General features: G+C 64.5%; 32 protein-coding genes. 9 read left to right on the top strand and 23 right to left on the bottom strand.

The window, feature by feature from the left end; translation table 11 throughout:
• Positions 1 to 103 precede the first annotated feature (103 nt).
• The 3 genes from CH268_RS26100 (at position 104) to mycP (ending at position 4,156) form a co-directional block, all read left to right on the top strand.
• A complete protein-coding gene (locus CH268_RS26100; protein WP_032388205.1) occupies positions 104 to 1,093 on the top strand; it encodes an LLM class flavin-dependent oxidoreductase in 990 nt (329 codons plus the stop codon).
• A gap of 127 nt (positions 1,094 to 1,220) precedes the next feature.
• Complete coding sequence (gene eccD, locus CH268_RS26095) at positions 1,221 to 2,777, top strand: type VII secretion integral membrane protein EccD (protein ID WP_094666284.1); 1,557 nt, start codon at positions 1,221 to 1,223, stop codon at positions 2,775 to 2,777.
• A complete protein-coding gene (gene mycP / locus CH268_RS26090; RefSeq protein WP_094666283.1) occupies positions 2,738 to 4,156 on the top strand; it encodes a type VII secretion-associated serine protease mycosin in 1,419 nt (472 codons plus the stop codon). The genes eccD and mycP overlap by 40 nt, the downstream gene beginning before the upstream one ends.
• A gap of 22 nt (positions 4,157 to 4,178) precedes the next feature.
• Here the strand turns inward: mycP and eccB are convergent, their stop codons facing one another.
• Entirely contained in the window at positions 4,179 to 5,633 is a 1,455-nt protein-coding gene (gene eccB / locus CH268_RS26085; RefSeq protein ID WP_094666282.1) for a type VII secretion protein EccB, read from the bottom strand.
• 131 nt (positions 5,634 to 5,764) lie between these two features.
• On the opposite strand from eccB, the gene eccE reads away from it, so the two are divergent.
• The gene (eccE, locus tag CH268_RS26080) at positions 5,765 to 7,456 is read left to right on the top strand and encodes a type VII secretion protein EccE (protein WP_176458064.1); all 1,692 of its coding nucleotides are present in this window, start codon (positions 5,765 to 5,767) and stop codon (positions 7,454 to 7,456) included.
• A 5-nt stretch (positions 7,457 to 7,461) separates the two neighbouring features.
• On the opposite strand, the gene CH268_RS26075 is transcribed toward eccE, so the two are convergent.
• The 9 genes from CH268_RS26075 to infA form a co-directional block, all read right to left on the bottom strand.
• Complete coding sequence (locus tag CH268_RS26075) at positions 7,462 to 8,055, bottom strand: NADPH-dependent FMN reductase (protein WP_255182509.1); 594 nt, start codon at positions 8,053 to 8,055, stop codon at positions 7,462 to 7,464.
• Positions 8,052 to 8,948 carry a tRNA pseudouridine(38-40) synthase TruA gene (gene truA, locus CH268_RS26070; RefSeq protein WP_094666280.1) on the bottom strand — a complete coding sequence of 299 codons (897 nt, stop codon included), beginning with the start codon at positions 8,946 to 8,948 and terminating at the stop codon, positions 8,052 to 8,054. The genes CH268_RS26075 and truA overlap by 4 nt, the downstream gene beginning before the upstream one ends.
• Before the next feature lie 5 nt (positions 8,949 to 8,953).
• A complete protein-coding gene (gene rplQ / locus CH268_RS26065; protein ID WP_027496333.1) occupies positions 8,954 to 9,541 on the bottom strand; it encodes a 50S ribosomal protein L17 in 588 nt (195 codons plus the stop codon).
• Between the two features lie 34 nt (positions 9,542 to 9,575).
• Positions 9,576 to 10,640, bottom strand: coding sequence for a DNA-directed RNA polymerase subunit alpha (locus tag CH268_RS26060; RefSeq protein WP_027496332.1), 1,065 nt, complete (start codon positions 10,638 to 10,640; stop codon positions 9,576 to 9,578).
• A gap of 99 nt (positions 10,641 to 10,739) precedes the next feature.
• Positions 10,740 to 11,345, bottom strand: a complete 606-nt coding sequence (gene rpsD, locus CH268_RS26055; RefSeq protein WP_008718223.1) for a 30S ribosomal protein S4 — start codon at positions 11,343 to 11,345, stop codon at positions 10,740 to 10,742.
• Between the two features lie 21 nt (positions 11,346 to 11,366).
• Complete coding sequence (rpsK, locus tag CH268_RS26050; RefSeq protein ID WP_027496331.1) at positions 11,367 to 11,780, bottom strand: 30S ribosomal protein S11; 414 nt, start codon at positions 11,778 to 11,780, stop codon at positions 11,367 to 11,369.
• Positions 11,780 to 12,154 carry a 30S ribosomal protein S13 gene (gene rpsM / locus CH268_RS26045; protein ID WP_027496330.1) on the bottom strand — a complete coding sequence of 125 codons (375 nt, stop codon included), beginning with the start codon at positions 12,152 to 12,154 and terminating at the stop codon, positions 11,780 to 11,782. Before rpsM ends, rpsK begins: the two co-directional genes overlap by 1 nt.
• A 204-nt stretch (positions 12,155 to 12,358) precedes the next feature.
• Positions 12,359 to 12,472, bottom strand: coding sequence for a 50S ribosomal protein L36 (rpmJ, locus tag CH268_RS26040; RefSeq protein WP_025347279.1), 114 nt, complete (start codon positions 12,470 to 12,472; stop codon positions 12,359 to 12,361).
• Between the two features lie 88 nt (positions 12,473 to 12,560).
• Complete coding sequence (gene infA, locus CH268_RS26035) at positions 12,561 to 12,782, bottom strand: translation initiation factor IF-1 (protein WP_005140011.1); 222 nt, start codon at positions 12,780 to 12,782, stop codon at positions 12,561 to 12,563.
• A 298-nt stretch (positions 12,783 to 13,080) separates the two neighbouring features.
• Here infA and CH268_RS26030 point away from each other — a divergent pair, with 298 nt between their 5' ends.
• Entirely contained in the window at positions 13,081 to 13,968 is an 888-nt protein-coding gene (locus CH268_RS26030) for a glycosyltransferase (protein WP_176458063.1), read from the top strand.
• A gap of 17 nt (positions 13,969 to 13,985) precedes the next feature.
• On the opposite strand, the gene map is transcribed toward CH268_RS26030, so the two are convergent.
• The 9 genes from map to rpsH form a co-directional block, all read right to left on the bottom strand.
• The gene (gene map, locus CH268_RS26025; RefSeq protein WP_027496329.1) at positions 13,986 to 14,783 is read right to left on the bottom strand and encodes a type I methionyl aminopeptidase; all 798 of its coding nucleotides are present in this window, start codon (positions 14,781 to 14,783) and stop codon (positions 13,986 to 13,988) included.
• Positions 14,783 to 15,337, bottom strand: a complete 555-nt coding sequence (locus CH268_RS26020) for an adenylate kinase (protein WP_027496328.1) — start codon at positions 15,335 to 15,337, stop codon at positions 14,783 to 14,785. Before CH268_RS26020 ends, map begins: the two co-directional genes overlap by 1 nt.
• A complete protein-coding gene (gene secY, locus CH268_RS26015) occupies positions 15,334 to 16,656 on the bottom strand; it encodes a preprotein translocase subunit SecY (protein WP_027496327.1) in 1,323 nt (440 codons plus the stop codon). Before secY ends, CH268_RS26020 begins: the two co-directional genes overlap by 4 nt.
• Positions 16,657 to 16,970: 314 nt before the next feature.
• On the bottom strand, positions 16,971 to 17,414 hold the full coding sequence (gene rplO, locus CH268_RS26010; protein WP_027496326.1) for a 50S ribosomal protein L15: 444 nt from the start codon (positions 17,412 to 17,414) through the stop codon (positions 16,971 to 16,973).
• A 2-nt stretch (positions 17,415 to 17,416) separates the two neighbouring features.
• The gene (rpmD, locus tag CH268_RS26005) at positions 17,417 to 17,596 is read right to left on the bottom strand and encodes a 50S ribosomal protein L30 (RefSeq protein WP_008718256.1); all 180 of its coding nucleotides are present in this window, start codon (positions 17,594 to 17,596) and stop codon (positions 17,417 to 17,419) included.
• The gene (gene rpsE / locus CH268_RS26000) at positions 17,596 to 18,270 is read right to left on the bottom strand and encodes a 30S ribosomal protein S5 (protein ID WP_032365630.1); all 675 of its coding nucleotides are present in this window, start codon (positions 18,268 to 18,270) and stop codon (positions 17,596 to 17,598) included. The genes rpmD and rpsE overlap by 1 nt, the downstream gene beginning before the upstream one ends.
• 34 nt (positions 18,271 to 18,304) lie before the next feature.
• Entirely contained in the window at positions 18,305 to 18,721 is a 417-nt protein-coding gene (gene rplR, locus CH268_RS25995; RefSeq protein WP_032365631.1) for a 50S ribosomal protein L18, read from the bottom strand.
• Position 18,722: 1 nt separating this feature from the next.
• On the bottom strand, positions 18,723 to 19,262 hold the full coding sequence (gene rplF, locus CH268_RS25990) for a 50S ribosomal protein L6 (RefSeq protein ID WP_027496323.1): 540 nt from the start codon (positions 19,260 to 19,262) through the stop codon (positions 18,723 to 18,725).
• Between the two features lie 13 nt (positions 19,263 to 19,275).
• Complete coding sequence (gene rpsH / locus CH268_RS25985; protein ID WP_008718266.1) at positions 19,276 to 19,674, bottom strand: 30S ribosomal protein S8; 399 nt, start codon at positions 19,672 to 19,674, stop codon at positions 19,276 to 19,278.
• Between the two features lie 397 nt (positions 19,675 to 20,071).
• On the opposite strand from rpsH, the gene CH268_RS25980 reads away from it, so the two are divergent.
• Together CH268_RS25980 and CH268_RS25975 are read left to right on the top strand one after the other, a co-directional pair.
• Positions 20,072 to 21,439: a glutamine synthetase family protein gene (locus CH268_RS25980; protein ID WP_094666278.1), complete on the top strand. Its 1,368-nt coding sequence runs from the start codon at positions 20,072 to 20,074 to the stop codon at positions 21,437 to 21,439.
• A 1-nt stretch (position 21,440) separates the two neighbouring features.
• Positions 21,441 to 22,139 carry a DUF6885 family protein gene (locus CH268_RS25975; protein ID WP_094666277.1) on the top strand — a complete coding sequence of 233 codons (699 nt, stop codon included), beginning with the start codon at positions 21,441 to 21,443 and terminating at the stop codon, positions 22,137 to 22,139.
• 91 nt (positions 22,140 to 22,230) lie between these two features.
• Here the strand turns inward: CH268_RS25975 and CH268_RS25970 are convergent, their stop codons facing one another.
• From CH268_RS25970 to rplN, 4 genes are read right to left on the bottom strand one after another with little or no spacing between them, the layout of a single operon-like run.
• The gene (locus CH268_RS25970) at positions 22,231 to 22,416 is read right to left on the bottom strand and encodes a type Z 30S ribosomal protein S14 (RefSeq protein ID WP_008718273.1); all 186 of its coding nucleotides are present in this window, start codon (positions 22,414 to 22,416) and stop codon (positions 22,231 to 22,233) included.
• A gap of 4 nt (positions 22,417 to 22,420) precedes the next feature.
• Positions 22,421 to 22,993: a 50S ribosomal protein L5 gene (gene rplE / locus CH268_RS25965; RefSeq protein ID WP_008718275.1), complete on the bottom strand. Its 573-nt coding sequence runs from the start codon at positions 22,991 to 22,993 to the stop codon at positions 22,421 to 22,423.
• Position 22,994: 1 nt separating this feature from the next.
• Entirely contained in the window at positions 22,995 to 23,312 is a 318-nt protein-coding gene (gene rplX / locus CH268_RS25960) for a 50S ribosomal protein L24 (RefSeq protein WP_008718278.1), read from the bottom strand.
• The gene (rplN, locus tag CH268_RS25955; protein WP_027496320.1) at positions 23,313 to 23,681 is read right to left on the bottom strand and encodes a 50S ribosomal protein L14; all 369 of its coding nucleotides are present in this window, start codon (positions 23,679 to 23,681) and stop codon (positions 23,313 to 23,315) included.
• A 235-nt stretch (positions 23,682 to 23,916) separates the two neighbouring features.
• Between rplN and CH268_RS25950 the strand changes: the two genes are divergently transcribed.
• Together CH268_RS25950 and CH268_RS25945 are read left to right on the top strand one after the other, a co-directional pair.
• A complete protein-coding gene (locus CH268_RS25950) occupies positions 23,917 to 24,954 on the top strand; it encodes an endonuclease domain-containing protein (protein WP_094666276.1) in 1,038 nt (345 codons plus the stop codon).
• Positions 24,951 to 25,604, top strand: coding sequence for a hypothetical protein (locus CH268_RS25945; protein WP_094666275.1), 654 nt, complete (start codon positions 24,951 to 24,953; stop codon positions 25,602 to 25,604). The genes CH268_RS25950 and CH268_RS25945 overlap by 4 nt, the downstream gene beginning before the upstream one ends.
• Positions 25,605 to 25,608 lie beyond the last annotated feature (4 nt).

The raw sequence follows: 25,608 nt of genomic DNA, 5'->3' as shown, positions 1-25,608 counted from the left end.
CGTCGAAGCATCGGGATACAGAAATAGAACGGCACCGCATTCGGTTGAACGAAGAATGCGGCTCCGAGGCCGCACATGTTCGACGAACGAAAGGTCGGCTTCCGTGTCCGTACCCCTGTCCATCCTCGATCTCGCACACGTGGGCGAGGGCGAAACAATCCGAGACAGTTTCGACGCCAGCGTGACGCTCGCCCAGCATGCCGAGAACTGGGGTTACCAGCGCATCTGGTACGCCGAACATCACAACATGAAGACGATCGCATCGTCGGCGACGTCGGTGTTGATCGGGCACGTGGCCGCACACACGAAGCGAATTCGACTCGGCTCCGGCGGGATCATGCTTCCAAACCACGCGCCGCTCACCATCGCCGAGCAATTCGGCACGTTGGCCACGTTGTTCCCGGACAGGATCGATCTCGGACTGGGCCGCGCCCCCGGCAGCGACCAGGTGACCATGCGCGCCATGCGCCGCGACCCCGCGTCCTCGGACCGATTCCCCCAGGACGTCCAGGAGCTGCAGGGGTACCTGTCTCACCAGTCCCTCGTCCCCGGGGTCAGTGCCACGCCGGGTGCCGGCACCGAGGTGCCGCTGTACATCCTCGGATCGTCTCTCTTCGGCGCACAGCTCGCGGCAGCCCTCGGCCTGCCGTATGCATTCGCGTCGCATTTCGCACCCGACGCACTCGAACAGGCCGTGGAGATCTATCGCCGCGACTTCCGTCCGTCGGCGCAGCTGTCCGAACCTCACCTCATCGTGGGCGTCAACGTGATCGCTGCGGACACCGTCGCCGAGGCTCAGGCCCAGTTCCTCCGAACCAAGAGAAGCCGCGTGAGCCTGCTGCTCGGACGGGGTCGCACCTTCACCGACGAGGAAGCCGACATGGTGCTGGAAGCACCCGCGGGGCAACAGATCTCGAAGATGACGAAGTACTCGGCCGTCGGGACACCCGACATGGTCAGGGAGTACCTCGACCGATTCGCCGAACGCACGGGAGCAGACGAGTTGATCGTCGCCTCGGGCGTCTCCGATCGTCGATCCTGGCTCAGGTCGTTCGAGCTGCTGGCCCAGGTGAGCGAGCTGGTTCCTGCCTGACTGCTGAGAGCAGGTCTCGTCGGAGGCGACGAGCGGTCGAGTGTCGGCGTGATGTCGTAGGGTGTGGACGCACGATGCCCGGGGGGCGGGCATCGACAGTGCACTGCACGCATCCGGGGGGATATCCATGACACGCGCCGACAGCCGTCCCGCAACGACGAACACACCGTCCGACGCAGCCGAACCGACCATCGCATCGGACCCGGCCCGACGTGCCCAGGGGCTGCGTGCCGTCTTCGCCCAGGACGTGTGCCGGGTGACGGTGTCGGCGAGGTCGACCCAAGTGGATATGGCACTGCCCGTCGACGTTCCGGTGTCGCTGTTGATTCCGGGGATCGTCGACATGATCGCGTCACGAGCGGAACCTGCGGAAGGACCGGGTCCGGTCGGGAGCCGGACCGCGGACTCCGGATCCGACGGGTTGTCGGGGGCCTGGACGCTGTCCCGTATCGGACGTCCGCCGCTACCGTCGACGTCCACACTGTCGGAACTGGGCGTACGTGACGGCGACCTGCTCGTGTTGGGTGTCGCCGACCGTCCGGCACCGACTCCGTTGTTCGACGATCTCATGGACGCCGTGGCCCGGTCCGGCAACGACGACGTCGCTCAGTGGACCGCGCGTACTGCACGCACGGTCGGTTCGATCATCACGGGCTCGACGGTCCTGCTCGCCTGCGGAATCGTTCTGAGTGACCCGGTGCGAGCCGGTGCCGAGAACACGAGCAGCCCGGTCGAGGCAGTCGCCGTGGTCACGGCCGCGGTCCTGTTCGCCGTTGCGGGGATGATTCTCGGCCGGCTGTACGAGCAGGTGGCCGTCGCGGTGCTTTTCGGGGGATGCGCCTCGGCGCTGATGTTCACCGGTGGAACGCTGTTCGTACCCGGCCAGTTCGGGGCAGCTCACGTGATGTTGGGTTCGGCCATGGCAGGCTCGATCGCGCTGTTGTCTCTGCGAATCGGCGGTGCCGGGCTCGCCGTGTTCACCGGGTCGATCGTGCTGGCAGTGTCGGCGTTCGCCGCGGCGGCCTGCGCGTTGTTCACCGTGATGACGCCGGCGGCCATCGGTACCGTCGCAGCACTCGTAGGTCTGACCGGAATCGCCGTGTCGGCCCGACTGTCGATGATGCAGGCGCGGCTTCCGTTGCCTCCGGTCCCCACCGCCGGTGCCCCACTGGACACCGCCCAGGAGGCAGAGCTCGATTCGATGTCGTTCGCAGATCTGCAGGTGGCAGCCACGCGCGCACGGAGCTACCTGACGGGATTGCTCACGGCGTTCACGATCGTGGTGGTGATGGGAGTACTCGCTGCGGCGGCGAGCGACACCGCGACCGGTTCCGGGTGGCCCGGCATCGCCCTCGCCGCACTGTGCGCGCTGGTGCTACTTCTGCGCGGACGCACGTATGCCGTTGTGACACATGCCGTCCCACTCGTCGGTGGTGGTGCGGTCGTCCTGTTCTCGCTCTCGGTCGGGGCAGTGATCACATTTCCGGACCGTGCACTCGAGTTGTTCGGCGCGGCGTTGGCCGCCGCCGTCGTCGCATCCGTGTTCGGAGCCCTGGTTCCGACCCGCAACTATTCGCCGGTGATGCGGCGATCGGCCGAACTGGTGGAATACGCCGCGATCGCCCTCGTCATTCCGATCGCAGTATGGGTGTGCGGTCTGTACAGCGTCGTCCGCGGACTGTGACCGCGCGCCGGCGTCGAGCCTGCGTCGTTGCCGCGCTCACCGTCCTGACCCTCACCTACGAAGCACTGATCGGACCGTCCTTCGCACACGCCGAACGCCCGCTCATCGATCCGGTGCAACTGCCACCGCCCAGCCCTCCCGCCCCTTTGGAACCGACCGAGCAGAAGAACGCGTGCGCCGTCCCCTCCGAAACGATCGACGCCCAGGAAATTCCGACGGCGCAGCAAGCACTCGACTTCGCGTCCGTATGGCCGATCACTCGCGGAGCCGGTCAACTGATTGCCGTCATCGATACGGGCGTCACGCCTCACCCACGTCTGCCGGGTCTGATTCCGGGGGGCGACTACGTCGGCACCGGCGACGGATTGCTCGACTGTGACGCGCACGGCACGATGGTGGCCGGTCTCATCGCCGCGCAGACGGCCTCGGGCAGCGGTTTCGCCGGCGGCGCTCCGGACGCCCGCATCCTGTCGATCCGTCAGTCCAGCAACGTGTTTCAAGTCGTGGACAACAGGACCGACCAGGAGAAGTCGACCGAACCCGAGAACGCTGCCGGGTACGGAAACGTACGGACGATGGCCATGGCAATCCGGACGGCGGCCGACGCAGGCGCATCGGTCATCAACATCTCCGAAGTGGCGTGCGTACCGGCCGGCGCAGGCGTCGCCGACGGCCCACTCGGTGCAGCAGTGCAGTACGCCGTTCGCGAGAGAAACGTCGTCGTCGTGGCCGCGGCGGGCAACTTCGGAAGCGACGCGTGCAGGACACAGAACCCCATGCCCGACCCGGTCCGGCCCGAGGCGGACCCGTGGGAAGGGTTTGCGACCATAGCGACACCTGCCTGGTTCGACGACGTGTTGACCGTCGGTTCGGTCGAGTTGGACGGTTCGCCGTCGTCGTTCAGCCTGGCCGGACCATGGGTGGACGTGGCTGCTCCGGGCTCCAACATGACGTCGCTGTCGCCGGCGGGCAACGGCCTGGCCAACGGCATTCGGGGCACCGACGGCGTAGTACCGATGACCGGAACCAGTTTCGCCGCACCGCTCGTCGCTGCGACAGCGGCACTGGTGCGGGCGTACAGGCCCGATCTGTCCGCTCTCCAAGTGATCGACCGCATCGAGCGAACAGCTCATGCGCCGGCCGACGGATGGAATCCGTCGGTCGGCCACGGCGTCGTCGATCCACTCGCTGCGGTGACCGACGTCGTAACACCGACGCAGCGAACCGTCCCCGCAGATGCGGTCGCGATCGGTGCGCCGCTCCCACCGCCCGCAGCCGATCATCGGCCACGCGATGCGGCGGTGACCGGGTCGGTGGTGGTCGCGGTGATTCTGGGTCTCGGAACGGCAGTCTCCATTCCCCTGCGCCGACGGCTGTGATCGGCCCGCCCACTCGCCGGGACTACTTGGACGGAAGCGCGGCTGCCTGCGGGTCCGCCGCGACCCCGTCGTGCATGGTCAGCGCCTGACCACGCCCCAGAGTCGGCCCGCTGCCCAGCAACTGCAGAATCTGCCACGGTGCAGGCGCCGGGAGTCCGAAGCCCAATGCCGACGCTGCATCCGCACCCTCGACTCCGTAGCGAACTCCCGTGTCGGCGACGAAGAAGACGCTGTCCTGACGGGTACTTGCCGTCGAGATACCGGTGCTTCGAACGAATCCGCCGCTACCCGGCGACAGATGGACCTGGTCGACCGAATCACCGCCGCCGTCCGCCTGAGCCAGTTCCACCGGTGAAGCGGTAGTATCGAGTGGCAACGACCGTCCTGCGGATTCGACCAGCTGCGCAGTCGGACCACCGTCGGCGACATCGAGTGGTGACCATGTCAGACACCCGACGGGCCTCTGACCCGAGTCGACGATGTCGGGAGTCGTCGGTGGAAAGGTCGATACGTCGAGCCCGGACATCGTCTTGGGAGCGTCGGCCAGGATGTCGGGATTGACGGCCGCGATGTCGGGGCTGCCCTGCGAGTCGGCGAACTTGACGAGTAGGGCTGCGGTTTCGCTGATGGCTTGGATGCCGTCCTCGAGCACGACGTAGTACCGAACGTCGCGGCCGGCAACCTTGACCACGGAGCCGATAGGCCGGTTGTCGAACGGGTAGGCGGGGATCTCACCCGCTCGCGCTATGAACGGAGCCGTCACCGCAGGCGACTGCGGTACCGCGTTGAGCAGACCGGCACTGACCGGCGTCGGCGTCGCATCCTCGAGGCCCAGCGCGCGAACGACAGCTCTGTCCGCCAGATCGACCGGCGACTTGGTGCCGTCGTGGACGAGATACGCCGCACCGCCCGAAGTCCACAGGAATGCCTCGGATGGGCCGAGCGCAGCCGCGTTCTCGCCGTAGCGGGGCTCCCCCACGATCACTGTCGTGGACGTGACGCCGGCGATCGGATCGACGGTGTCGCACACGGTCCACGACTCGGCCTCGCCGTCCGGGTCGTGCGGCAGCGCCGACGGGGCACCGGGAATTCCGACCAGCGCACCGCGAGGTCGCGACGCCAGTTCCGACTCCTTCACCGTCACAGGGTTGTCGGGCCTTCCCACGATCAACCGCGCCGAAGCAAGGTTCAGCACCGGATGGAACACGCCGTCGACGCCGACGAACATGGCGGCCGACTCCTTACCGACCACGATCGACGCGTCGCCGATCTTGTCCTGAGGCCGAAACAGCGCCAGTGCAGCGCAGCCCGCCAGACCCACGCATGCGACGACGACACCCACCATGAGCGCGCGCGACTGCGACTTCATCGGGTCGTGCAGCATCCGCGCGTCGCGCCTGATGAGGGCATGTTCCATTCGTCGGACGAGAAAGCGGTATCCGCCGACCTGCCATTTCGTCGTCGGAGTAGATGCCACGATTCCTCCCCAGGATTGTGCCGACCCGATCCCCCATCGGGTCACGCGACACAGTACAGTTCCTCCGCACCCATCGGCGACCGCGTCGGCGACGATCGATCGGGCTGCAACCTTCGGGGGGAGGGTATGTCATGACGCGTTCGAGGAGACGACGGCGCACGTCGGTCGTGTCGTTCGCCGTGCCAACTGTTCGAGGGTTGCTCGCGGCCGAAATAGCTACTTTAACAACAACTCTCGCACTACTCGCGGCCGACGTGCCCGTCGAGTGGACGCTCACCGCCGCAGCGACGGTGTCGCTCGTACCGTTCGTCGCCTTTCGGCGAACGTCGATCGCCGGCTGGCTGGTCGTCGCTCTACGCTTCGGATCCGGCCGAGTCCCTGCCGTCGGGGTGACAACAGAACATGTCGACCCCGACGGCCGGCCCGTCGGTGTGCACTGGCAGCGCGATACCGTCACGTGCACCGTGGAGATCATTGCACCGGAACACGACACGACGGTGCTGGCGCGAACGCGAGCCGACACACGACACACGCTGCCCATCGAGGCGTTGACGTCGTGCTTTCGGCAGCACGACGTCGAGGTTGCCGCAATCGACATCGTCGCGCTCGGGTTTCGAACCGCCGACGGTTCGGTGGCCACCGACGTGTACGAGGGCCTCATCGGCCCGTTGCCCGCCGTCGCGCAACGGACGGTGTGGGTGTCCGTCACTCTGGACGTACGAGCCAACGCCCGAGCGATGGCAGCGAGGGGCACGGGCCGGACCGGGGCGGCCCGAACCGCGGTCGTTGCAGCCCTCCGCACTGCACGCGCCTTGGAATCTCATGGACTGTCCACACGGCTGTCGACGGCCACAGAACTCCGAGCCGCGGCATTGCACCTGAGCCGGGGCGTCGACACCGACGACCTGACTCAGGTGTGGTCCTACGCTCCATTGCCCGGCGTGGCGAGTACGGGTTACGGAATCGATTGCAGCACAATCACTGTCGAGGATCTTTCGGCCTTGTGGGCGACACCGTCGCTGGGTACGACCATGTCCGTTCACCTGCGCCCCACCGACGAGCCGAGCCGCGTCCGCGTTCGTGCGTCGTGCAGATTCGCTGCGCGAGAGGCAATCTCGAGGCCCGATGTTGCTTCACTGACCTCGATGGCCGGACGTCAACGAGACGGCATTCTCGCTCAATTGCCACTGGCTGTGGCAACACACTCGGCAGTGATGCCGGTCGGAACCCTCTCGACCTCCGCACTGCAGGCCTGGGCGTTCCCGGTGAGTGGTTGCGGCCAACTACTGGGATCGGATACGAACGGAAACGGTGTGGCAGTGCGGATCTTCGGGGCGAACCTGCCGCGGGTCAGCATCGTGGGCGAGCTCTACCTCGCCCAACAGCTTCTGTTCCGAGCCGTGGCGACCGGAGCGCGAGTTGTCGTCAGAACGGACAGACCGCACGCCTGGGGAGCCCTCCGCGACGCCATCGGGGAGCCCGAGCGGTTTCTGGTCGACAGCGACCACACACGGGTGCGGCCCTCGTACGACGTCGTCGTGGTCGACTTCGCAGACGGCTCCATCTCGCTCGATCACCAATCTGTCCCCGGCGTCACTGTGATCTCGCTGACCGAACACGAACCGCCGCATGATCCGGCGGCACCCGGGCCGACCCGACAGAGATTCGCCGCGACACTGTCGATCGTTCAGCCGCGTGCGTCGGGTGACCGTATTCGGGTGCGTTCGGGTCCGATCGACATCGAACTGACGCTGGTCACCATTCCGCAGGAAACGGCGTTCATCGGTCGACCGAGAAGTCTTCGACCCGCCGTCCGAGTCTGACAGTGTCAGCCGGGGTACCGGACGCGCGCCCGCGCGCTCGACACTGCGCCGGCCCACCACTCGAGTTGGTCGAGCAATCGCCCCAAGGAGTCGACAGCAGCGGGATCGTCGACGCCACCGGCCTCGTCGAAACGCCGACGCACGCGATGGAGTGATACCGAATCCCGCACCGACACCATGTGTAGCTCTGCGGCGATGAGGCGCAGTTGCTCGGTCGCTCGCACACCACCCGCCAGACCGCCATAGGATACGAATCCCACTGGCTTGGACCGCCATTCGTACTTCACCGTGTCGAGCGCGGTCTTCAGCGAGCCGGGCACAGCGTGGTTGTATTCGGGAGTGACGAGGACGAACGCGTGGGCCTCGCCCACGATGCGGGTGAAACGTTCGGAGTCCTCGCTCGACGTCAAGCTGTTCGGGAGATCGAAGTCCGCGAGATCGACATCCACAACCGTGAGGGAGTCGCGCGCCGACGCCACGCTGCGCACCCAGGCTGCGACGGTGGGGCCCACCCGCCCCTCCCGAACGCTGCCGGTGACCACCGCGAGACGTATCGGCTGCATCGTGTCGGCACCGGACCCGGCGCGATCGTCGCTCATCCTTCTCCTCCACAACATTCGTCGCCGACGATTGCCGGTCGAGTCTCCCGGGTGGCAGCATTGCGCGCGGCCAACATGTCGGCTGGTGGATAGTCGACCCGCACCAGGGCAAGTCCGTGGGCCGGGGCCACTGCCACCTCGCTCGCGCGTTCTCGACGACCGAGCAGGGAACGTGCCCAGTCGGGGGTTCGTCGTCCTTCACCGACGGCCTGCATCGCCCCGACCAGACTGCGCACCATCGACCAGCAGAACGCATCGGCGCTGACGTACGCGGTCAATCGATCCCCCTCGCGTTCCCAGTCGAAGCGCTGCAGTTCTCGCACCGTCGTGGCACCGTCTCGCCTCTTGCAGAACGCTGCGAAATCGTGCAGTCCGATCAGTGCCTGCGACGCCTCGCGTACCGCGTCCAGATCGATCGGCCGAGGCCAGGACACGACACCGGCGACATCCAGAGGATCTACGCCGTAGAGCGCTGTGCCGAATCGGTACTCGTAGTGACGGCGATATGCCGAGAACCGAGCGTCGAAGTCAGGCGAGACCTTCGTGACCGCACGAACCCGGACGTCGGAGGGAAGAAAGCGCGCCATTCTTCGAATCAACCGGTCGTGCTCGTCCGGCACACCCACGGCGTCGAAATGTGCAACCTGACCGGTCGCGTGCACTCCGGCGTCGGTTCGACCGGCCACGGTCAGCTCGACCGGTTGACGGAGCACAGTGGAGAAAGCCTCCTCGAGCACGCCACACACGGTTCGGATACCGGGTTGCCGAGCCCAGCCGGAGAAGTGCGTGCCGTCGTACGAGATGTCGAGCCGATATCTGGTGGGGACCGACAAAGCGGGCCCGCCATCTCCTGAGGAAATGGCGGGCCCGCTTCGGTCGTGCTCGGAGCTCACAAGGACTAGTCCTTCTTCGCATCCTCGGCCTCGGGGGCGTCCGACGCGTGAGCGTCGTTGTCCTCGATGCCTTCGATGACTGCGTCGGCGTTGGCCACCTCGGCGTCGGTCGCGTCGGCTTCGACAGCCTCGACGACGTTGTCGTCTGCCGTGTCCTCGGCCGGAGCCTCGGTTGCGGCGGGAGCAGCCTTCGATGCCTTCACGCGGCGTGCGCGGTCGGCTTCGTTGGACACCGTCTGCTCGTTGACGAGCTCGATGATGGCCATCGGCGAGTTGTCACCCTTACGGGGGACGGTCTTGATGATGCGCGTGTAGCCACCGTCGCGATCGGCGAAGAAAGGCCCGATCTCGGCGAAGAGCTTGTGCACGACATCTTTGTTGTTGATCGTCTTGAGAACCTCACGACGATGGGCCAGATCACCCTTCTTGGCATGGGTGACGAGCTTCTCGGCGTGGGGACGAAGGCGCTTGGCCTTCGACTCGGTGGTGGTGATGCGGCCGTGCTCGAAGAGTGACGTCGCCAGGTTGGCCAGGATGGCCTTCTGGTGTGACGCCGACCCGCCGAGACGGCGGCCCTTGGTGGGCTTGGGCATGATGAATCTCCTAGTAAGAGCTCCAGCGAGCTGATTACAGCTGTTCTGTCTCGGCGTAGTCCTGCTCGGCGCCTTCGGTATCGCCGAAGGAGCCTGCGTCGGTGTCACTCCACGTGCCGGTGGTGGCGTCGTAGCCAGGCACGGTGCTCGGATCGAACGACGCGGGGCTGTCCTTGAGGGAAAGGCCGAGCGAGTGCAGCTTGACCTTCACCTCGTCGATGGACTTCTGCCCGAAGTTACGGATGTCGAGCAGATCGGACTCGGTACGACCAACCAACTCACCGACGGTGTGAACACCTTCGCGCTTGAGGCAGTTGTAGGAACGAACCGTCAGGTCCAGATCCTCGATGGGGAGTCCGAAGGATGCGATGTGATCGGCCTCGGCGGGCGAGGGTCCGATCTCGATGCCTTCTGCTTCGACGTTCAGCTCACGGGCGAGGCCGAAGAGCTCAACCAGGGTCTTGCCCGCCGAAGCGAGCGCGTCCCGCGCGGTGATGGAATTCTTGGTCTCCACGTCGAGAACGAGCCGATCGAAGTCGGTGCGCTGTTCGACGCGGGTGGCCTCCACCTTGTAGGTGACCTTGAGCACGGGCGAGTAGATCGAGTCGACCGGAATACGGCCGATCTCGGCACCCGATGCCTTGTTCTGAACGGCGGGGACGTAGCCGCGACCGCGCTCGACGACGAGCTCGATCTCCAACTTGCCCTTGTCGTTCAGGGTCGCGATGTGCAGATCCGGATTGTTCACCGTGACGCCGGCCGGAGGCACGATGTCGCCTGCGGTGACAGCGCCGGGGCCCTGCTTGCGGACGTACATGGTGACCGGCTCGTCTTCTTCGGAGCTCACAACGAGTCCCTTGAGGTTCAGGATGATGTCGGTGACATCTTCCTTGACTCCGGGAACGGTGGTGAATTCGTGGAGGACGCCGTCGATACGGATGCTGGTGACAGCAGCGCCGGGGATCGACGACAGCAGGGTGCGGCGGAGCGAGTTGCCGAGTGTGTAACCGAAGCCGGGCTCGAGCGGCTCGATGACGAATTTCGAGCGGTTGTCGGCGATGACCTCTTCGGTCAGCGTCGGGCGCTGTGAAATGAGCATTCTGTGTTCCTCCTGTACGGGCGTCCGCTATTTGACGCCCACGTGTGGAGGCGAAGACGCATGTGAGCCTCGCGGGGAGACTCACATGCGTGCTGCGCCTTACTTCGAGTAGTACTCGACGATGAGCTGCTCCTGGAGCGGCACATCGATCTGTGCGCGCTCCGGCACCCGGTGAACCAGGATGCGAAGACGGTTGGGGACGACCTGCAGCCACGGAGCCACCGGACGATCGCCGTAGCTCTCACGAGCGATCTGGATCGGCAGGGTCTGCGCGGACTTCTCGCGGACATCGATGATGTCGTACTGCGAGACGCGGTAGCTGGGGATGTCCACTCGCTTGTTGTTCACGAGGAAGTGGCCATGGGTGACCAGCTGGCGTGCCTGACGACGCGTACGTGCGAGACCCGCACGGTAGACGACGTTGTCGAGGCGAGTCTCGAGGATGGTCAGCAGGTTCTCACCGGTCTTGCCGGCGGCCCTGTTGGCTTCCTTGTAGTACAGACGGAACTGCTTCTCCATGACGCCGTAGGTGAAGCGAGCCTTCTGCTTCTCCTGCAGCTGGAGCAGGTACTCGCTCTCCTTGATCCGCGCGCGGCCGTGCTGGCCGGGCGGGTAGGGACGACGCTCGAACGCCTGGTCGCCTCCGACGAGGTCGACGCGCAGACGACGCGACTTGCGGGTGATAGGACCGGTATAACGTGCCATTTTCTAAACCTTTCCTTCCCGCTAGACCCGACGCCGCTTGGGCGGACGGCAGCCGTTGTGCGGCTGAGGGGTGACATCGGAGATGGTGCCGACCTCGAGGCCTGCGGCCTGAAGTGAGCGGATCGCGGTCTCACGGCCGGAGCCGGGGCCCTTGACGAACACGTCGACCTTCTTGACGCCGTGCTCCTGAGCCTTGCGCGCAGCGTTCTCGGCTGCGAGCTGTGCGGCGAACGGAGTCGACTTGCGCGAGCCCTTGAAGCCCACGTGTCCCGAGGACGCCCACGAGATGACGTTTCCGGCGGGGTCGGTGATCGACACGATCGTGTTGTTGAACGTGCTCTTGATGTGCGCAGATCCGTGCGGGACGTTCTTCTTGTCCCTGCGACGCGTCTTCTGCGCCTTCTTCGGACCGGTACCGCGTGCTTTGGGGGGCATTACTTCGCCTTCTTCTTGCCGGCAATGGTGCGCTTGGGTCCCTTACGGGTACGCGCATTGGTCTTGGTGCGCTGTCCACGGACGGGCAGACCACGACGGTGGCGAAGACCCTGGTAGCAGCCGATTTCGATCTTGCGTCGGATGTCGGCCTGCACCTCGCGGCGCAGATCGCCCTCGACCTTGAGGGACTCGTTGATGTAATCGCTGAGCTTGCGCAGATCGTCGTCGCCGAGATCCTTGCTGCGCAGGTCGGGGCTGACGCCCGTTGCTGCGAGAATTTCCTTGGAGCGGGTACGGCCGACGCCGTAGATGTAAGTCAGTGCGATCTCCATGCGCTTTTCGCGCGGCAGATCCACACCTGCGAGACGTGCCATGTGGCATTTCCTTTTCTTGTCCGGAGGTCTGCTCCCAGTCCGTCCCCTGTGTCCTTCTCACCGCTGGGGTGGGAAGCGTCTTTCAACAAACTCAGTGGGGCCCCGGCCTCCGTGCCGGGGGTCTGCCACAACGCGTGTGTTGCGGTTGGTGCTGGGAGGTCATCTTCTAGCTGTTGCCAAGCCGACGTGCGTGATGCTCGGTGGTTATCCCTGACGCTGCTTGTGACGCAGGTTGTCGCAGATCACCATGACGCGTCCGTTACGACGAATCACCTTGCACTTCTCGCAGATCTTCTTGACGCTCGGCTGAACCTTCACGTCGTTGATCTCCTGTGTGTAGCTCGGACGCGCTGCGAGCAGCGGACCGAGCATGGTTCTCCCCGACCGGACATGGCCGAGGAAGCTCTTACTTGTAGCGGTAAACGATGCGTCCACGCGTGAGGTCGTAGGGCGAAAGCTCTACCACGACGCGATCCTCGGGAAGGATGCGGATGTAGTGCTGACGCATCTTTCCGCTGATGTGGGCGAGTACCTTGTGGCCGTTTTCGAGCTCAATGCGAAACATCGCATTGGGCAGCGGTTCGACAACTCGGCCCTCTACCTCGATAGCACCGTCTTTCTTGGCCATATCCTCCGCGATCCTGGCTCTCACACCTGGTTGATTGCATCTGTTTCCGTTACCGTGATGCCCACTGACCGACTCCTCGGAACCGAGTCGGAGTATCGCCGGAGGGCCGCACAGCCCTCGAGGCATGCGAACATCCGGTACGCAGGGCGCACCGTCGATCTATGTTACCGGCAAAGACACATCTGGCCAAATGCGCGCGAAGCGGGCACGAAACGCGTCGGATGGCGACGTTAGATTAACTGAGCTAACCTTTCGTCCGCCCGCCATCGTTCAGCCACCGAGCCCGCAAGGTGCCCTCTTGAGTTCCAACCCGTCCGGCCCGGCCGTCTCCGTGATCATTCCCGTACACAACGCCAGAGATGTGCTCGACGAGCAACTACGCGCCCTCGCCCACCAGGACTACGACGGCCCGTTCGAGGTCGTCGTCAGCGACAACGGCTCGACCGACGGAGTGTGCGAGTTCGTGGAGGACCACGCACTACGGGCCCACTTGAATCTGAAGTACGTCGATTCGTCCGGCACCCCAGGCGCGTCGCATGCGCGCAATCGTGGAGCGGAAGCAGCCGAGGGCCCGCTGCTGGCCTTCTGTGATGCCGACGACGTCGTACACCCGACATGGCTGCGGCGCATCACCGCCGAACTGGACAGCTACGACCTCGTGGGAACCGGCCTGAGCACCGAGGCGCTGAACTCCGAAGCGACGCGCGCCGCAGTTCCGTTCGCCCCACCTTCGAATCAGGGCAAGTCGCCCTTTCGCCCGTTCGTCATCGGGGCGAGTATGGCGTGCCGCGCGTCGACCTACCGAGATCTCGGAGGGATGCTCGAATTCGTTCATGCCAGCGAGGACATGGAATTCTCCTGGCGCGCACAGCAATCGGGTGCCCGCCTGCACTTCATAGCCGAGCCGCTGGTCGAATACCGTCTGCGTACCGGCTACCGGGACAATTGGAAACAGGCGGGGGCGCTGGGATACGGGTCGGCCCACGTCCGCGGAATGTATCGGGCTGCCGGATGCCCGCCGTTCCGAATCCGCACAATTTCCGTAGCGCTCCTCGCGCTCGCGGTACGAAACCCATTGCTGCCGACCGCAGTGACTCGGATGCCCACTCGCCTATGGCTACGTCTGACGGCAGCCCACCTCGGACTCATCCGAGGGGGCCGCCGGTACTCGTCACTCACCTGGTAAGCGTTGACCTGGTAGTTCTAGCGAGGCCGAACCGTCAGGATTCGCGGGCCGTCCTCGGTCACCGCGACCGTGTGTTCCCAGTGCGCCGCACGAGAACCATCGGTGGTCACCACGGTCCACCCGTCGTCGAGAATGTCGGTCTCGTAGGTACCGAGCGTCAACATCGGTTCGATGGCCAGCGTGGAGCCCACCACGAGCTCCGGGCCTTTGCCCGGCGCGCCCTCGTTCGCCAGGAACGGGTCCATGTGCATTTCGCGGCCGATTCCGTGGCCTCCGTACCCGTCGACGATTCCGTATTTACGACCGTGAGCATCCTCGGCCGCGTGCGTACCGGACTCGATGGCGTGGGAGATGTCGGTCAGACGATTGCCGGGGATCATCGCTGCGATCCCGGCCTCCATGGAGAGCCTCGTCGCGTCGCTCAGCAACGCATCGGCCTCGATGATGTCGCCGACGCCGAACGTCCACGCCGAATCTCCGTGCCAGCCGTCCAGAACGGCACCGCAGTCGATGGACACGAGATCCCCGGCGACCAACAACTCGTCCGCCGACGGAATGCCGTGCACCACGCGGTCGTTCACCGAGGAGCAGATGCTGCCGGTGAAACCGTGGTACCCCAGGAAAGAGGGCACCGCGCCGGCATCACGGATGACCGCCTCGGCAACTCGGTCGAGTTCGAGCGTCGAGACTCCGGGCTTGGCTGCATCCCGTACGGCGACGAGAGCGGCACCTACCACGGCACCGGCTGCCGCCATCGCGTCGAGCTCACCAGCGCTCTTGAACGGGACGACTTTTCGTTTACGGCCGAACGCCATTACTTGCCGTGGTCCTCGATGGACTTCAGCGCGCGGGCGTTGACTTCGTCCACCTCACCGATCGCATCGACGGTGACCAGCTTGTCGGAGTAGTAGTCCAACAGCGGTGCCGTCTCGTCGCGGTACACCTTGAGACGATTACGGATGACGTCCTCTTTGTCGTCCTCACGCCCGCGCGCCAGCATGCGGTCCACGACGACGTCCTCGTCGACGACGAAGGACAGCACTGCATCGAGATGCGCGTTCAGGTCGGAGAGGATGTCGACCAGAGCTTCGGCCTGGCCGACCGAACGCGGGAAACCGTCGAGCAGGAATCCGTTGACGGCGTCGGGCTCGGCGAGTCGACTGCGCACCATGTCCACGGTGAGTTCGCTCGGCACGAGGTCGCCCGCGTCGAGGTACTTCTTCGCTTCCAATCCGAGCGGGGTCTTCTCGCCGATATTGGCGCGAAAGAGATCGCCTGTCGAAATGTGTGGCACGCCCAGCTTCTCGGAGAGGAGGACGGCCTGAGTGCCTTTGCCGGCACCGGGGGGACCGAGCAGAACAAGTCTCACTTGAGGAACCCTTCGTAGTTACGCTGCATCAGCTGGCTTTCGATCTGCTTCACGGTGTCGAGGCCCACGCTGACCATGATCAACACGGCGGTACCACCGAACGGAAGGTTTTGAGCTCCGCCCGAACTGCCGATGTCGAGGAACAGGTTGGGAAGCACCGCAATGGTGCCCAGGTACACCGCACCGGGCAGCGTGATGCGACTGAGAACGTAGTTGAGGTAATCGGCTGTCGGCTTACCCGGTCGGATGCCCGGGATGAATCCACCGAACTTCTTCATCTCGTCGGCCCGCTCTTCGGGGTTGAACGTGATCGCCACGTAGAAGTACGTGAAGAAGACGATCAGCCCGAAGAAGATAGCGATGTACACCGGGTTCGCCGGGTTCACCAGATACTCGTTGATGATCCGCTGCCACCAGCTCGGATCGGTTGCGGTGCTGGCGGACGTGAGCTGGGCGATGAGATTGGGTAGGTAGAGGAGCGAGGACGCGAAGATCACCGGGATGACGCCGGCCTGGTTGACCTTGAGCGGCAGATACGTGGACGAGCCGCCGTACATCTTCCGGCCGACCATGCGCTTGGCGTACTGGACCGGGATTCGGCGCTGACCCTGCTCGACGAAGACCACACCGGTGATGATGAGGAACGCTGCGAAGCAGACGAACCCGAAGACCAACCCGCCGCGGCTCTCCAGAATCGAGTTGCCCTCGGACGGGATGCGCGAGGCAATTCCGGCGAAGATCAGCAGCGACATTCCGTTGCCGACACCGCGCTCGGTGATGACCTCGCCGAACCACATCACGACGGCTGCGCCTGCAGTCATGACCAGCACGATGATGACGAGCCCGAAGATGGACTGGTCGGCGATGATGTCCTGCTGACATCCCTGGAGCAACTGGCCGCGCGAAGCGAGGGCCACCAGGCCGGTCGCCTGCAGGATGGCCAATGCGATCGACAGGTAACGCGTGTACTGCGTCATCTTGGCCTGGCCCGACTGTCCCTCCTTGCGGAGTTCCTCGAACTTGGGGATGACGACGGTGAGCAGCTGCACGATGATGCTGGCGGTGATGTACGGCATGATGCCGATCGCGAACACCGAGAGCTGGAGGAGCGCTCCACCGGAGAACAAGTTGATCAACGAGTAGATGCCCGCCGAATCTCCACCGGAGACCTGGTCGATGCATGCTCGGACATTGGCGTAGTCGACACCCGGCGACGGCAGTGTTGCACCGAAGCGATACAGGGCCACCAGACCGAGCGTGAAGAGGATCTTCCGTCTCAGGTCAGGAGTCCTGAGGGCCGACACGAAGGCGGAAAGCAAAGATCCTCCTGGCACGACTGCGTTGACGCCGCGAGTGCTTCGTCGGGAGCAACTGATGCTCCCGTGAGCCTCACGAGCATGGACTGCGGACGACATACATCGACCGCATCGATACGAACTTCTCTGAACTCTAGAACTCTAACAGTGCGCATCGACCGGACCGACGGTCAGTGTTGGACCCTAGCCGATCGGTCGACACACACGAGATTCCGTGTAGGCAACGATGGCCGCAGCTCAGCTACGAGAGCTGTGGCTGCGGCCATCGTCACGAACTGCTGCTCGACGCGCTGCTACTCAGCACATCGAAGCAATGCTCATACCTCGGTTGCAGAACCGCCGGCAGCGGCGATCTTTTCCTTGGCGGAGCCCGTGAACTTGTTGGCCGAGATATCGACCTTCACGGTGAGGTTTCCGTCTCCGAGAACCTTGACGAGCTCGTTCTTGCGAACAGCTCCCTTGGCGATCAGCTCGGGGATACCGATCTGACCACCCTCGGGGAACAGGCGCTCGATGTCGCGCAGGTTCACGACCTGGAACACGACACGGTTGCGGTTGGTGAAGCCCTTGAGCTTTGGGAGCCGCATGTGGAGGGGCATCTGGCCACCCTCGAAGCGTGCCGGCACGTTCTTGCGTGCGCCGGTTCCCTTGGTACCGCGACCTGCGGTCTTGCCGCGCTTGCCACCTTCACCACGGCCGACGCGAATCTTCGTCGACTTGGATCCGGCTGCGGGGCGCAGGTGGTGCAGTTTGATGGTCATGGTTAGACCTCCTCAACAGTTACGAGGTGGCGCACCGTGTTGACCAGTCCGCGGTTCTGCGGGTTGTCCTCGCGGACGACCGTCTGGCGGATGCCCTTGAGCCCGAGAGTACGCAGGCTGTCACGCTGGTTCGCCTTCTGGCCGATGGTGCTCTTGATCTGAGTGACCTTCAGCTGAGCCATTACTTCACCGCTCCTGCCTGTGCGCGTGCGCGCAGCATTCCGGCGGGTGCAACCTCTTCGAGGGTCAGGCCGCGGCGAGCCGCAACTTCCTCGGGACGCTGCAGACCCTTGAGGGCTGCGACGGTCGCGTGCACGACGTTGATGGCGTTGTCGCTACCGAGCGACTTCGACAGCACGTCGTGGACACCGGCGCACTCCAGCACTGCGCGAACAGCACCACCGGCGATGACGCCGGTACCGGCGCTGGCCGGACGCAACATGACGACGCCGGCAGCGGCTTCGCCCTGGATGGGGTGGGTGATGGTGCCTGCGATCATCGGGACGCGGAAGAAGCTCTTGCGAGCCTCCTCGACACCCTTCTGGATGGCCGCGGGAACTTCCTTGGCCTTGCCGTAGCCGACGCCGACCAGTCCGTTGCCGTCACCGACGATGACGAGGGCGGTGAAGCTGAAGCGTCGACCACCCTTGACCACCTTGGAGACGCGGTTGATCGTGACGACCTTCTCGATGAAGTTCGACTTGTCCGCAGCGTTGCCGCCACGGCCGTTGTCACGACGATCGCGACCGCCACCACCGCGGTTGTCGCCGCGCTGGTTGTTGTCGCCACCTGCGTTGGGGCCACTGTTCTGTCCGGCGGGGCCGCTTCCGCCGTCACGCCGTTGACGTCCCGGCATCAGGCTGTCCTTCCGTTGTCAGTCATTGTCATCATCAGAACGTCAACCCGCCTTCGCGGGCAGCGTCTGCGAGTGCCGCGATGCGGCCGCTGTAGTTGTTGCCGCCGCGGTCGAACACGACTGCCTCGACGCCGGCTGCCTTCGCACGGCTGGCGATGAGCTCGCCGACCTTCGCGCTGACGGCCTTCTTGTCGCCCTCGAGTGCGCGCACATCGGCTTCGATGCTCGACGCGCTGGCCAGCGTGTGGCCCGCCAGGTCGTCGATCAACTGCACGTGGATGTGACGCGAGGACCGGTTGACGACCAAGCGCGGACGCTCGGGCGTTCCGGAGATCTTCTTGCGAAGGCGGAAGTGACGACGTGCCTTCGACAGGCGACGCTTCGTCGAGACGTCGGTGCCGCGCGGTGTGCGCTTGACGACGTTCGCCTTGTCTGCTGTTTGCTGGCTCATATCACTTACCCGTCTTTCCGACCTTGCGGCGGATCACTTCACCCTCGTAGCGGATGCCCTTGCCCTTGTACGGGTCCGGACGCCGCAGACGACGAATGTTGGCAGAGATCTGACCGACCTTCTGCTTGTCGATGCCGACAACGGTGAATCGCGTGGGCGACTCGACCGTGAACGTGATGCCCTCGGGTGCTTCGATCAGCACGGGATGGCTGTAACCGAGTGCGAACTCGAGGTCCTTGCCCTTGAGTACGACGCGGTAACCGACGCCGTGAATCTCCATCTTGGTGGTGTAACCGTTGGTGACACCGGTGATGAGGTTCGCGACGAGAGTGCGCGAGAGACCATGCAGCGAGCGGCTCTTACGCTCGTCGTCGGGCCGAGTGACGGCGATGGTGCCGTCGTCGGCGCGGGCGATCTTGATGGGCTCGGCGACTGTCAGGCTCAGGGCACCCTTGGGGCCCTTGACCGCAACGTCCTGGCCGTCGATGGTGATATCGACGCCAGCGGGGACTGCGACCGGCAATTTTCCAATACGTGACATGGTGTGGCCTCCCCTACCAGACGTAGGCGAGGACTTCTCCGCCCACACCCTGCTTGGCAGCCTGACGCTCCGTGAGCAGACCGGTGGACGTGGAGATAATCGCCACGCCCAGGCCGCCGAGAACCTTGGGCAGATTGGTGGATTTTGCGTACACCCGGAGACCGGGCTTGGAGACGCGTCGCACGCCGGCGAGGCTGCGCTCACGGCTCGGGCCGTACTTCAGATCGACGATGAGGGTTTTGCCCACCTCGGCGTCTTCCGTGCGGTAATCGGAGATGTAGCCCTCGCGCTTGAGGATCTCGGCGATGTTCGCCTTGAGCTTCGAGTGGGGAAGCTTCACCTCGTCGTGGTACGCCGAGTTGGCGTTGCGCAGACGGGTCAAGAAGTCTGCAATTGGATCGGTCATCGTCATGGTGTGACCTGTGCACCTTTCTCGCAGCGGTTCCCATGCAGCACGCGCGGGCTGGTGCCTTGGGGTTCCGGAGAACCCATCGGGCCTGGCTCGTCACATCGTGGGCCTACAGCGAAGTGAACATGTCCTGACCGACTGTTGCCGGTCAGGGGTTGCGCTCCAAGCAATGCATCGCTGCACTGCCAGGTGTTACGAGCTTCCGCATGTTCAATGCTGACGTACGGAGAACTCGAGGTTGCGTTCTGTATTGCAAGGACTCGCGTGCAGGCACGACGAAGCCCGGGCAACCGCTCTAGTGTAGGCATCGCGCACCCGAAGACCAAATCGCCTTACCATTGCGCGACAGCTCGGGTCCAGTCGGACACCCCGACGAGTACTTCTTCGCTAACGTCGGACCATGACGGACTCGAAGGCAGTCGACATCGACCACCTCACCCACACTCTGCGCGACCGCAACATCGTCGGCGTGACCATCGGCTGGGTCGACAACAACGGCATCGTCCGATCCCGCACCGTGCCCACCGCAGAATTGACTGCAGTCGCACGGCGTGGAGTGGGAGTCACCGCGGTGTTCGCGGTATTCGATTCGCATGACGGGATCACATTCGCCCACGAAGGACTGTCGACGCCGTCCGGCGATGTGCGGTTGATTCCGGTGATCGAGAGCGCGTCGAGCGTGGTCGCCCTGTCCGGACAGCCGGGGCTGGCCTGGGCGCACGGACGACAGGTCTCGGCGGACGGCACACCGTGGCCCTACGATCAGCGCTCAGTTCTCGAGCGGCAGGTGCAGAAGGCGTCCGATGCCGGTTTCGAGGTACGGGCCGGATTCGAGATCGAGTTCGCCCTGACTCGCGAGTCGGACGGACTGTCCGCTCATCGCGGACCTGCCTACTCGGCGAACGCACTCCGCGATGTCGATCAATTCGTAGTACTGCTGCTCGAGGCGCTGTCTGCGAATGGCCTCGACATCGGGCAGATTCATGCCGAGTACGGCGGCTCCCAGCTGGAGATCGCATTGAGTCCACTCGATCCCTTTGCTGCGGCCGACGCGCAGGTACTCGCGCGGCAGACGATCCACTCAGCGGCCAAAGCCCAGGGCCTGAGGGCAGGCTTCGCTCCCCTGCCCTCGTCGAGCAGTGCGGGTAACGGATGGCACCTACACACATCACTGGTTCGCGACGGTCACAACGCTCTGACCGGCGACGGAGAGTACGGACTGTCCGACACCGGGCAGGCGTACATCGCGGGCCTCGTTCGAGAACTCCCGGGACTCACTGCCATCACGGCACCGAGTTCGGGGTCACTGCTGCGTCGTCGACCGGGGTACTGGGCAGGTGCCTTCGGATTCTGGGGCGTCGAGAACCGCGAGGCTGCAGTGCGACTCGTACCGGCCACGCCCCTTCTCGGCCCGGAACACACCAACGTCGAATTGAAGGCGTGCGACGCGTCCGCCAATCCGTATCTAGCGCTGGCCGTCACGATCGCGGCCGGTCTGGCGGGAGTGGCGGATTCGGCGCAGTTGCCGTCTCCGGTCCAGGAGGACGTAGGAGGTTGGGACGATGCTCGTCGGGATGCCGCGGGGATCTCCCCACTCGCGACGACCCACGCGCAACAGCGCGAAGACCTCCTGTCGTCCGCACTGGTCCGAGACGTGTTGGGCATGGAACTTCTGGGCGCGTTCGTCGCCTGCCGGGACGCCGATGCCACGTGGGCGGAGAGCCATACCGAGGACGAACTGCTCGAATCGCTGCGCTGGATCTACTGACGTGTTGCGACGGTTTGTCGGGGCAACCACAGTCGTCTCGGCCCTCGATCATGCTCTGCCACAACCGGATCAACTCTGCGGACCGTTCTCGGCATCGGTTGCGCTGACGGCCGTCATGGGCGACGACGCACCGGGCGTGACGGCCCTCGCGGTCGCGTCGAGGTCCGCGATCTGGCCGGGTGCAATCGACTCGGCCCGTCCTCCCGGAACCCCCCGAATCACCGACGGGTGGGATCTACTGCCGAGAGCCGCATCGATCGACGCAGCCGGGACCACGGCAGCAGGTCTCACGGAGGGCATCGAGACCGCGACCGACCACCGCGTCGCCGTGGTTCCCATCGTGGGGCCCTCCGTCGAGAGATTGCGTCTGCTGCTCGACCATCTTGCCGACGGGCCTTTCCGCTTCGGATCGTTGGCGAATGTACATACTGCAGAGTTGACCGAATTCGACTGGAACTTAGGACATTTCGTGACCGTCTGGGGATTCGATCCAGTCGAGGACGTAGTGGCGATTGCCGACACCTACCGGGAACTCGGAGACCCGGACATGCCGCCTGGATGTAGAACCGTCTCCACCGATGCCCTCGCGTCGGCGATGTCCGAGCGTGGCCTGCTGCTGCTCGTCGACAGCCAGGATCATCATGCGGCGCTGGATCTGGTCCGCTCTCTGGGTCTACGACACGACGTGTGGTCGGTGTGAAAGTCAGGACCTGAGCAACGCAAAATGGGCGTGGGTTCCTTTCGGAACCCACGCCCATCAGCGTGGTGTGGTGAAGCCCGGAGGCCTCAGATCACCAGGAGCTCTTGCGAACTCCGGGAAGCTCTCCGGCGTGTGCCATCTCGCGCACGCAGATACGGCAGAGGCCGAACTTGCGGAACACGGAATGGGGACGGCCGCAGCGGTTGCAGCGAGTGTATGCACGCACCGCGAACTTCGGCTTCTTGTTGGCCTTGTTGACCAATGCCTTCTTCGCCATGGACTCAGTTCTCCTTGAACGGGAAGCCGAGGTGCTTGAGCAGCGCGCGGCCTTCTTCGTTGTTGGTTGCGGTGGTTACTACGGTGATGTCCATGCCGCGCGGACGGTCGATCTTGTCCACGTCGATCTCGTGGAACATCGACTGCTCGTTGAGGCCGAACGTGTAGTTTCCGTTGCCGTCGAACTGCGTGCCCGAGAGGCCGCGGAAGTCCCTGATTCGGGGAAGGGCAATGGAAACCAGACGGTCGAGGAACTCCCACATGCGGTCGCCACGGAGGGTGACGCGTGCGCCGATGGGCATTCCTTCGCGCAGCTTGAACTGTGCGATGGACTTGCGAGCCTTGCGGATCTCCGGCTTCTGGCCGGTGATGGCAGCGAGGTCTGCAACTGCGCCGTTGATCAGCTTGGCGTCACGGGCGGCGTCGCCGACACCCATGTTGACGACGACCTTGACGATGCCGGGGATCTGCATGACGTTCTCGTATGCAAACTCGGTGTTCAGGGCGTCTTTGATCTCAGCGCGGTAGCGCGCCTTGAGGCGGGGCTGTTCGCCCGCGATGTTCTCGGTGGTAGTCATCTCAGATGTCCTTCCCGTTCTTGCGGGAAACACGAACGCGCTTGCCGGATTCTTCGTCGGTCCGGTAGCCCACGCGAGTGGGGTTTCCGTCCGAGTCGACAACTGCGACGTTCGAAACGTGGATCGGGGCTTCCTGAGTGACGATGCCACCCGAGGATGCGCCGCGCTGGTTGGCAGAGACCGCGGTGTGCTTCTTGATGCGGTTCACGCCTTCGACCAGAACCTTGGAGTCAGCGGGGTAGGCCTGAATGACCTTGCCCTTGGCACCCTTGTCCTTGCCTGCGATCACGAGAACGGTGTCGCCCTTGTGCACCTTCATTTACAGCACCTCCGGGGCGAGCGAGACGATCTTCATGAACTTCTTCTCACGCAGCTCGCGGCCGACCGGGCCGAAGATGCGGGTTCCACGGGGGTCGTGGTCCGGCTTGATCAGCACCGCAGCGTTCTCGTCGAAACGGATGTACGAGCCATCCGGACGGCGACGCTCCTTGACGGTGCGGACGATGACGGCCTTGACGACCTCACCCTTCTTGATGTTTCCACCGGGAATGGCGTCTTTCACCGTAGCTACGATGATGTCGCCGATTCCGGCGTAGCGACGTGACGAACCACCGAGAACGCGGATGCAAAGGATTTCCTTCGCGCCCGTGTTATCAGCGACGCGTACTCGCGACTCCTGCTGAATCACTAACTTCTCCTTGACCTGGATGTACGTACGTGCCGGATTTCCGTCCCGACACGCGCGGTCGGCTGCCGAGAGCGGGCGCACGAAGACACACCGCTGCCACAGGCAACCGGTCAAGTGTAGGGGAACGCCGATGCCAGAGCCAAATCGCCGTCACTGAGACGTGCTCGCCCCCTACGTGTCGGACCTTGTCGGTACGGTTCGGAGATGGGGCAACAGGGGTGGGCGGGGAGCAGCTGTGACCGGGAACGGTGAGACCGCAGGCTGGTGGTCGAGTCTTCCCGCAGATCGAGTGACTCGACTGCGCGGGGCATCCGAACGCGAGCTCGCCGAATCCGCGAACCCGCTCCCCGCCGACGCACCTGCGATCGTCTTCTTCACTGTCGACGAGTCGGCATCTCATCGTTCGGCAGACCTGGTCGAGATGGTGGTCACGTCGCTGGAGACCGCAGCGGTCGACTCGACCGCGCTGTGGCTCCCCGAGTTCGAGCACAACGCAGGGACCTCCACGTTGGAGCGGCGTGCCGCTCGCACGTCCGCCGCTCGCCTGGCTGCCGACTCGGCACACTTCGGTCCCTACATAGCGGCTCTGGCCGAGTCGGCCTCCTCGGGACGGCCGATACGCCGGCCGGTGTTCACCGTCGAGACCCGCGCGGCAGGTTCGGCGCGAGCTCTCGCGGCAGCTCACGGCCGCGACGTTGTCGCTCTCGTGCTGGTCGTACCCGACGCCGTGGACGCCGACTTCGTGTCGACCGCAGCGGAATGGCTGTGTGCTCACGCACGGGCGGGCGTGTGGCTCACCGGCGGTGGCTCGTCGAGGATGGACAGATTCCCGTCCGTATCGGTGCGCGCACCCGAAGTGCCTGCCGGCGTCAGCACTGTCCTCGATCGCTTCCGGCCGTTGAGCTATCCGCCGATCGCCGGGCACCCACACCCGGCGAGCGATCCGGAGAAGCGCCTGTACAGAGCGCTGGACCAGCACGAATGGGCCACCGGTCGAGAGCACAATCGCTCGATTCGGCTCGGCGAACTCAGCCGTCCGTTCACAGTCGACGTACTGTGGCGCACCGAGAGAGTCATCGTGGAAATCGACGGCGACGAGCACCGTGCCGCCCAGCGCTTCGCCGAGGACCGCGTGCGCGACAACCAGCTGCAGACACACGGGTACATGGTGTTGCGGTTCACCAACGCTCAGGTGATGGACGACCCGCACCGCGCTGTGGCTACCATCCGCGAGGCAGTATCGAGAAGACGATCGAAGGGGGATCCTCGATGAGTACCGAAGACCTGAACGGCACCGAAGCAGCAGTACTGCTCGTTCTGATGGCCGAAGCGAGTCCGGTGAAGAACAGCGCCCTCAAGGCACTCGGCCCCGAACTACCGAAGGCTTCCCGCGACAAACTGAAGAACTCGGGATTGATCGAGGTCGATTCTTCGGTGCGCCCGATGACTCTGGAGCTGACCGACAAAGGGTGGCGCACCTGCGGTGAGCTCATCGGCGGTGAACCACCGGCTCGGTCGACAGGCGCAGGCAAGGCCATGTTCACCGTGTTGGCAGGGCTACGTCGCTGGCTGGATCGCACCGACAGCCGTCCGGCCGATGTGTTCTCGCCCCGCGGGGACGAGACCGCCCCCCTCGACAGCTCCGAGAATGCCGACAAGACCGTCGACATCGAGGCCTCGATTCGCACCGCGTACGCGTCGCTCGCACGTGAACCCGGTAGCACCGTTCGGCTGTCTCGCTTGCGAAACGAGTTGCGAGACATACCTCGTGCCGATCTCGACGATGCACTCGCACGGCTGCGCCGCGCCGCGGACGTCTCGCTGATACCCGAGGAAAACCAGAAGACGCTGACCGACGAGGAACGCGCTGCGGCCGTCGTCGTCGGTAATCAGCAGAACCACCTTCTCTCGATCGAATCATGATGGG

Origin of the sequence: Rhodococcus sp. 06-1460-1B, assembly GCF_002258475.1 — a bacterium.
Taxonomy (GTDB): domain Bacteria; phylum Actinomycetota; class Actinomycetes; order Mycobacteriales; family Mycobacteriaceae; genus Rhodococcoides; species Rhodococcoides fascians.
The sequence above is the reverse complement of the archived record's forward strand: the minus strand, read 5'-3'. Positions and strand labels throughout refer to the sequence as shown.

What these genes read in the sequence shown, in the direction of transcription:
- eccD (WP_094666284.1), top strand. Translation starts at nt 1,221, where the DNA reads ATGACACGCGCCGACAGCCGTCCCGCAACGACGAACACACCGTCCGAC.
- mycP (WP_094666283.1), top strand. Translation starts at nt 2,738, where the DNA reads ATGGGTGTGCGGTCTGTACAGCGTCGTCCGCGGACTGTGACCGCGCGC.
- eccE (WP_176458064.1), top strand. Translation starts at nt 5,765, where the DNA reads ATGACGCGTTCGAGGAGACGACGGCGCACGTCGGTCGTGTCGTTCGCC.
- CH268_RS26075 (WP_255182509.1), bottom strand. Translation starts at nt 8,055, where the DNA reads ATGAGCGACGATCGCGCCGGGTCCGGTGCCGACACGATGCAGCCGATA.
- rplQ (WP_027496333.1), bottom strand. Translation starts at nt 9,541, where the DNA reads ATGCCCAAGCCCACCAAGGGCCGCCGTCTCGGCGGGTCGGCGTCACAC.
- CH268_RS26060 (WP_027496332.1), bottom strand. Translation starts at nt 10,640, where the DNA reads ATGCTCATTTCACAGCGCCCGACGCTGACCGAAGAGGTCATCGCCGAC.
- rpsD (WP_008718223.1), bottom strand. Translation starts at nt 11,345, where the DNA reads ATGGCACGTTATACCGGTCCTATCACCCGCAAGTCGCGTCGTCTGCGC.
- rpsK (WP_027496331.1), bottom strand. Translation starts at nt 11,780, where the DNA reads ATGCCCCCCAAAGCACGCGGTACCGGTCCGAAGAAGGCGCAGAAGACG.
- rpsM (WP_027496330.1), bottom strand. Translation starts at nt 12,154, where the DNA reads ATGGCACGTCTCGCAGGTGTGGATCTGCCGCGCGAAAAGCGCATGGAG.
- infA (WP_005140011.1), bottom strand. Translation starts at nt 12,782, where the DNA reads ATGGCCAAGAAAGACGGTGCTATCGAGGTAGAGGGCCGAGTTGTCGAA.
- map (WP_027496329.1), bottom strand. Translation starts at nt 14,783, where the DNA reads ATGGCGTTCGGCCGTAAACGAAAAGTCGTCCCGTTCAAGAGCGCTGGT.
- rplO (WP_027496326.1), bottom strand. Translation starts at nt 17,414, where the DNA reads ATGACCATCAAACTGCACCACCTGCGCCCCGCAGCCGGATCCAAGTCG.
- rpmD (WP_008718256.1), bottom strand. Translation starts at nt 17,596, where the DNA reads ATGGCTCAGCTGAAGGTCACTCAGATCAAGAGCACCATCGGCCAGAAG.
- rpsE (WP_032365630.1), bottom strand. Translation starts at nt 18,270, where the DNA reads ATGCCGGGACGTCAACGGCGTGACGGCGGAAGCGGCCCCGCCGGACAG.
- rplR (WP_032365631.1), bottom strand. Translation starts at nt 18,721, where the DNA reads ATGAGCCAGCAAACAGCAGACAAGGCGAACGTCGTCAAGCGCACACCG.
- rplF (WP_027496323.1), bottom strand. Translation starts at nt 19,262, where the DNA reads ATGTCACGTATTGGAAAATTGCCGGTCGCAGTCCCCGCTGGCGTCGAT.
- rpsH (WP_008718266.1), bottom strand. Translation starts at nt 19,674, where the DNA reads ATGACGATGACCGATCCAATTGCAGACTTCTTGACCCGTCTGCGCAAC.
- CH268_RS25980 (WP_094666278.1), top strand. Translation starts at nt 20,072, where the DNA reads ATGACGGACTCGAAGGCAGTCGACATCGACCACCTCACCCACACTCTG.
- CH268_RS25970 (WP_008718273.1), bottom strand. Translation starts at nt 22,416, where the DNA reads ATGGCGAAGAAGGCATTGGTCAACAAGGCCAACAAGAAGCCGAAGTTC.
- rplE (WP_008718275.1), bottom strand. Translation starts at nt 22,993, where the DNA reads ATGACTACCACCGAGAACATCGCGGGCGAACAGCCCCGCCTCAAGGCG.
- rplX (WP_008718278.1), bottom strand. Translation starts at nt 23,312, where the DNA reads ATGAAGGTGCACAAGGGCGACACCGTTCTCGTGATCGCAGGCAAGGAC.
- CH268_RS25945 (WP_094666275.1), top strand. Translation starts at nt 24,951, where the DNA reads ATGAGTACCGAAGACCTGAACGGCACCGAAGCAGCAGTACTGCTCGTT.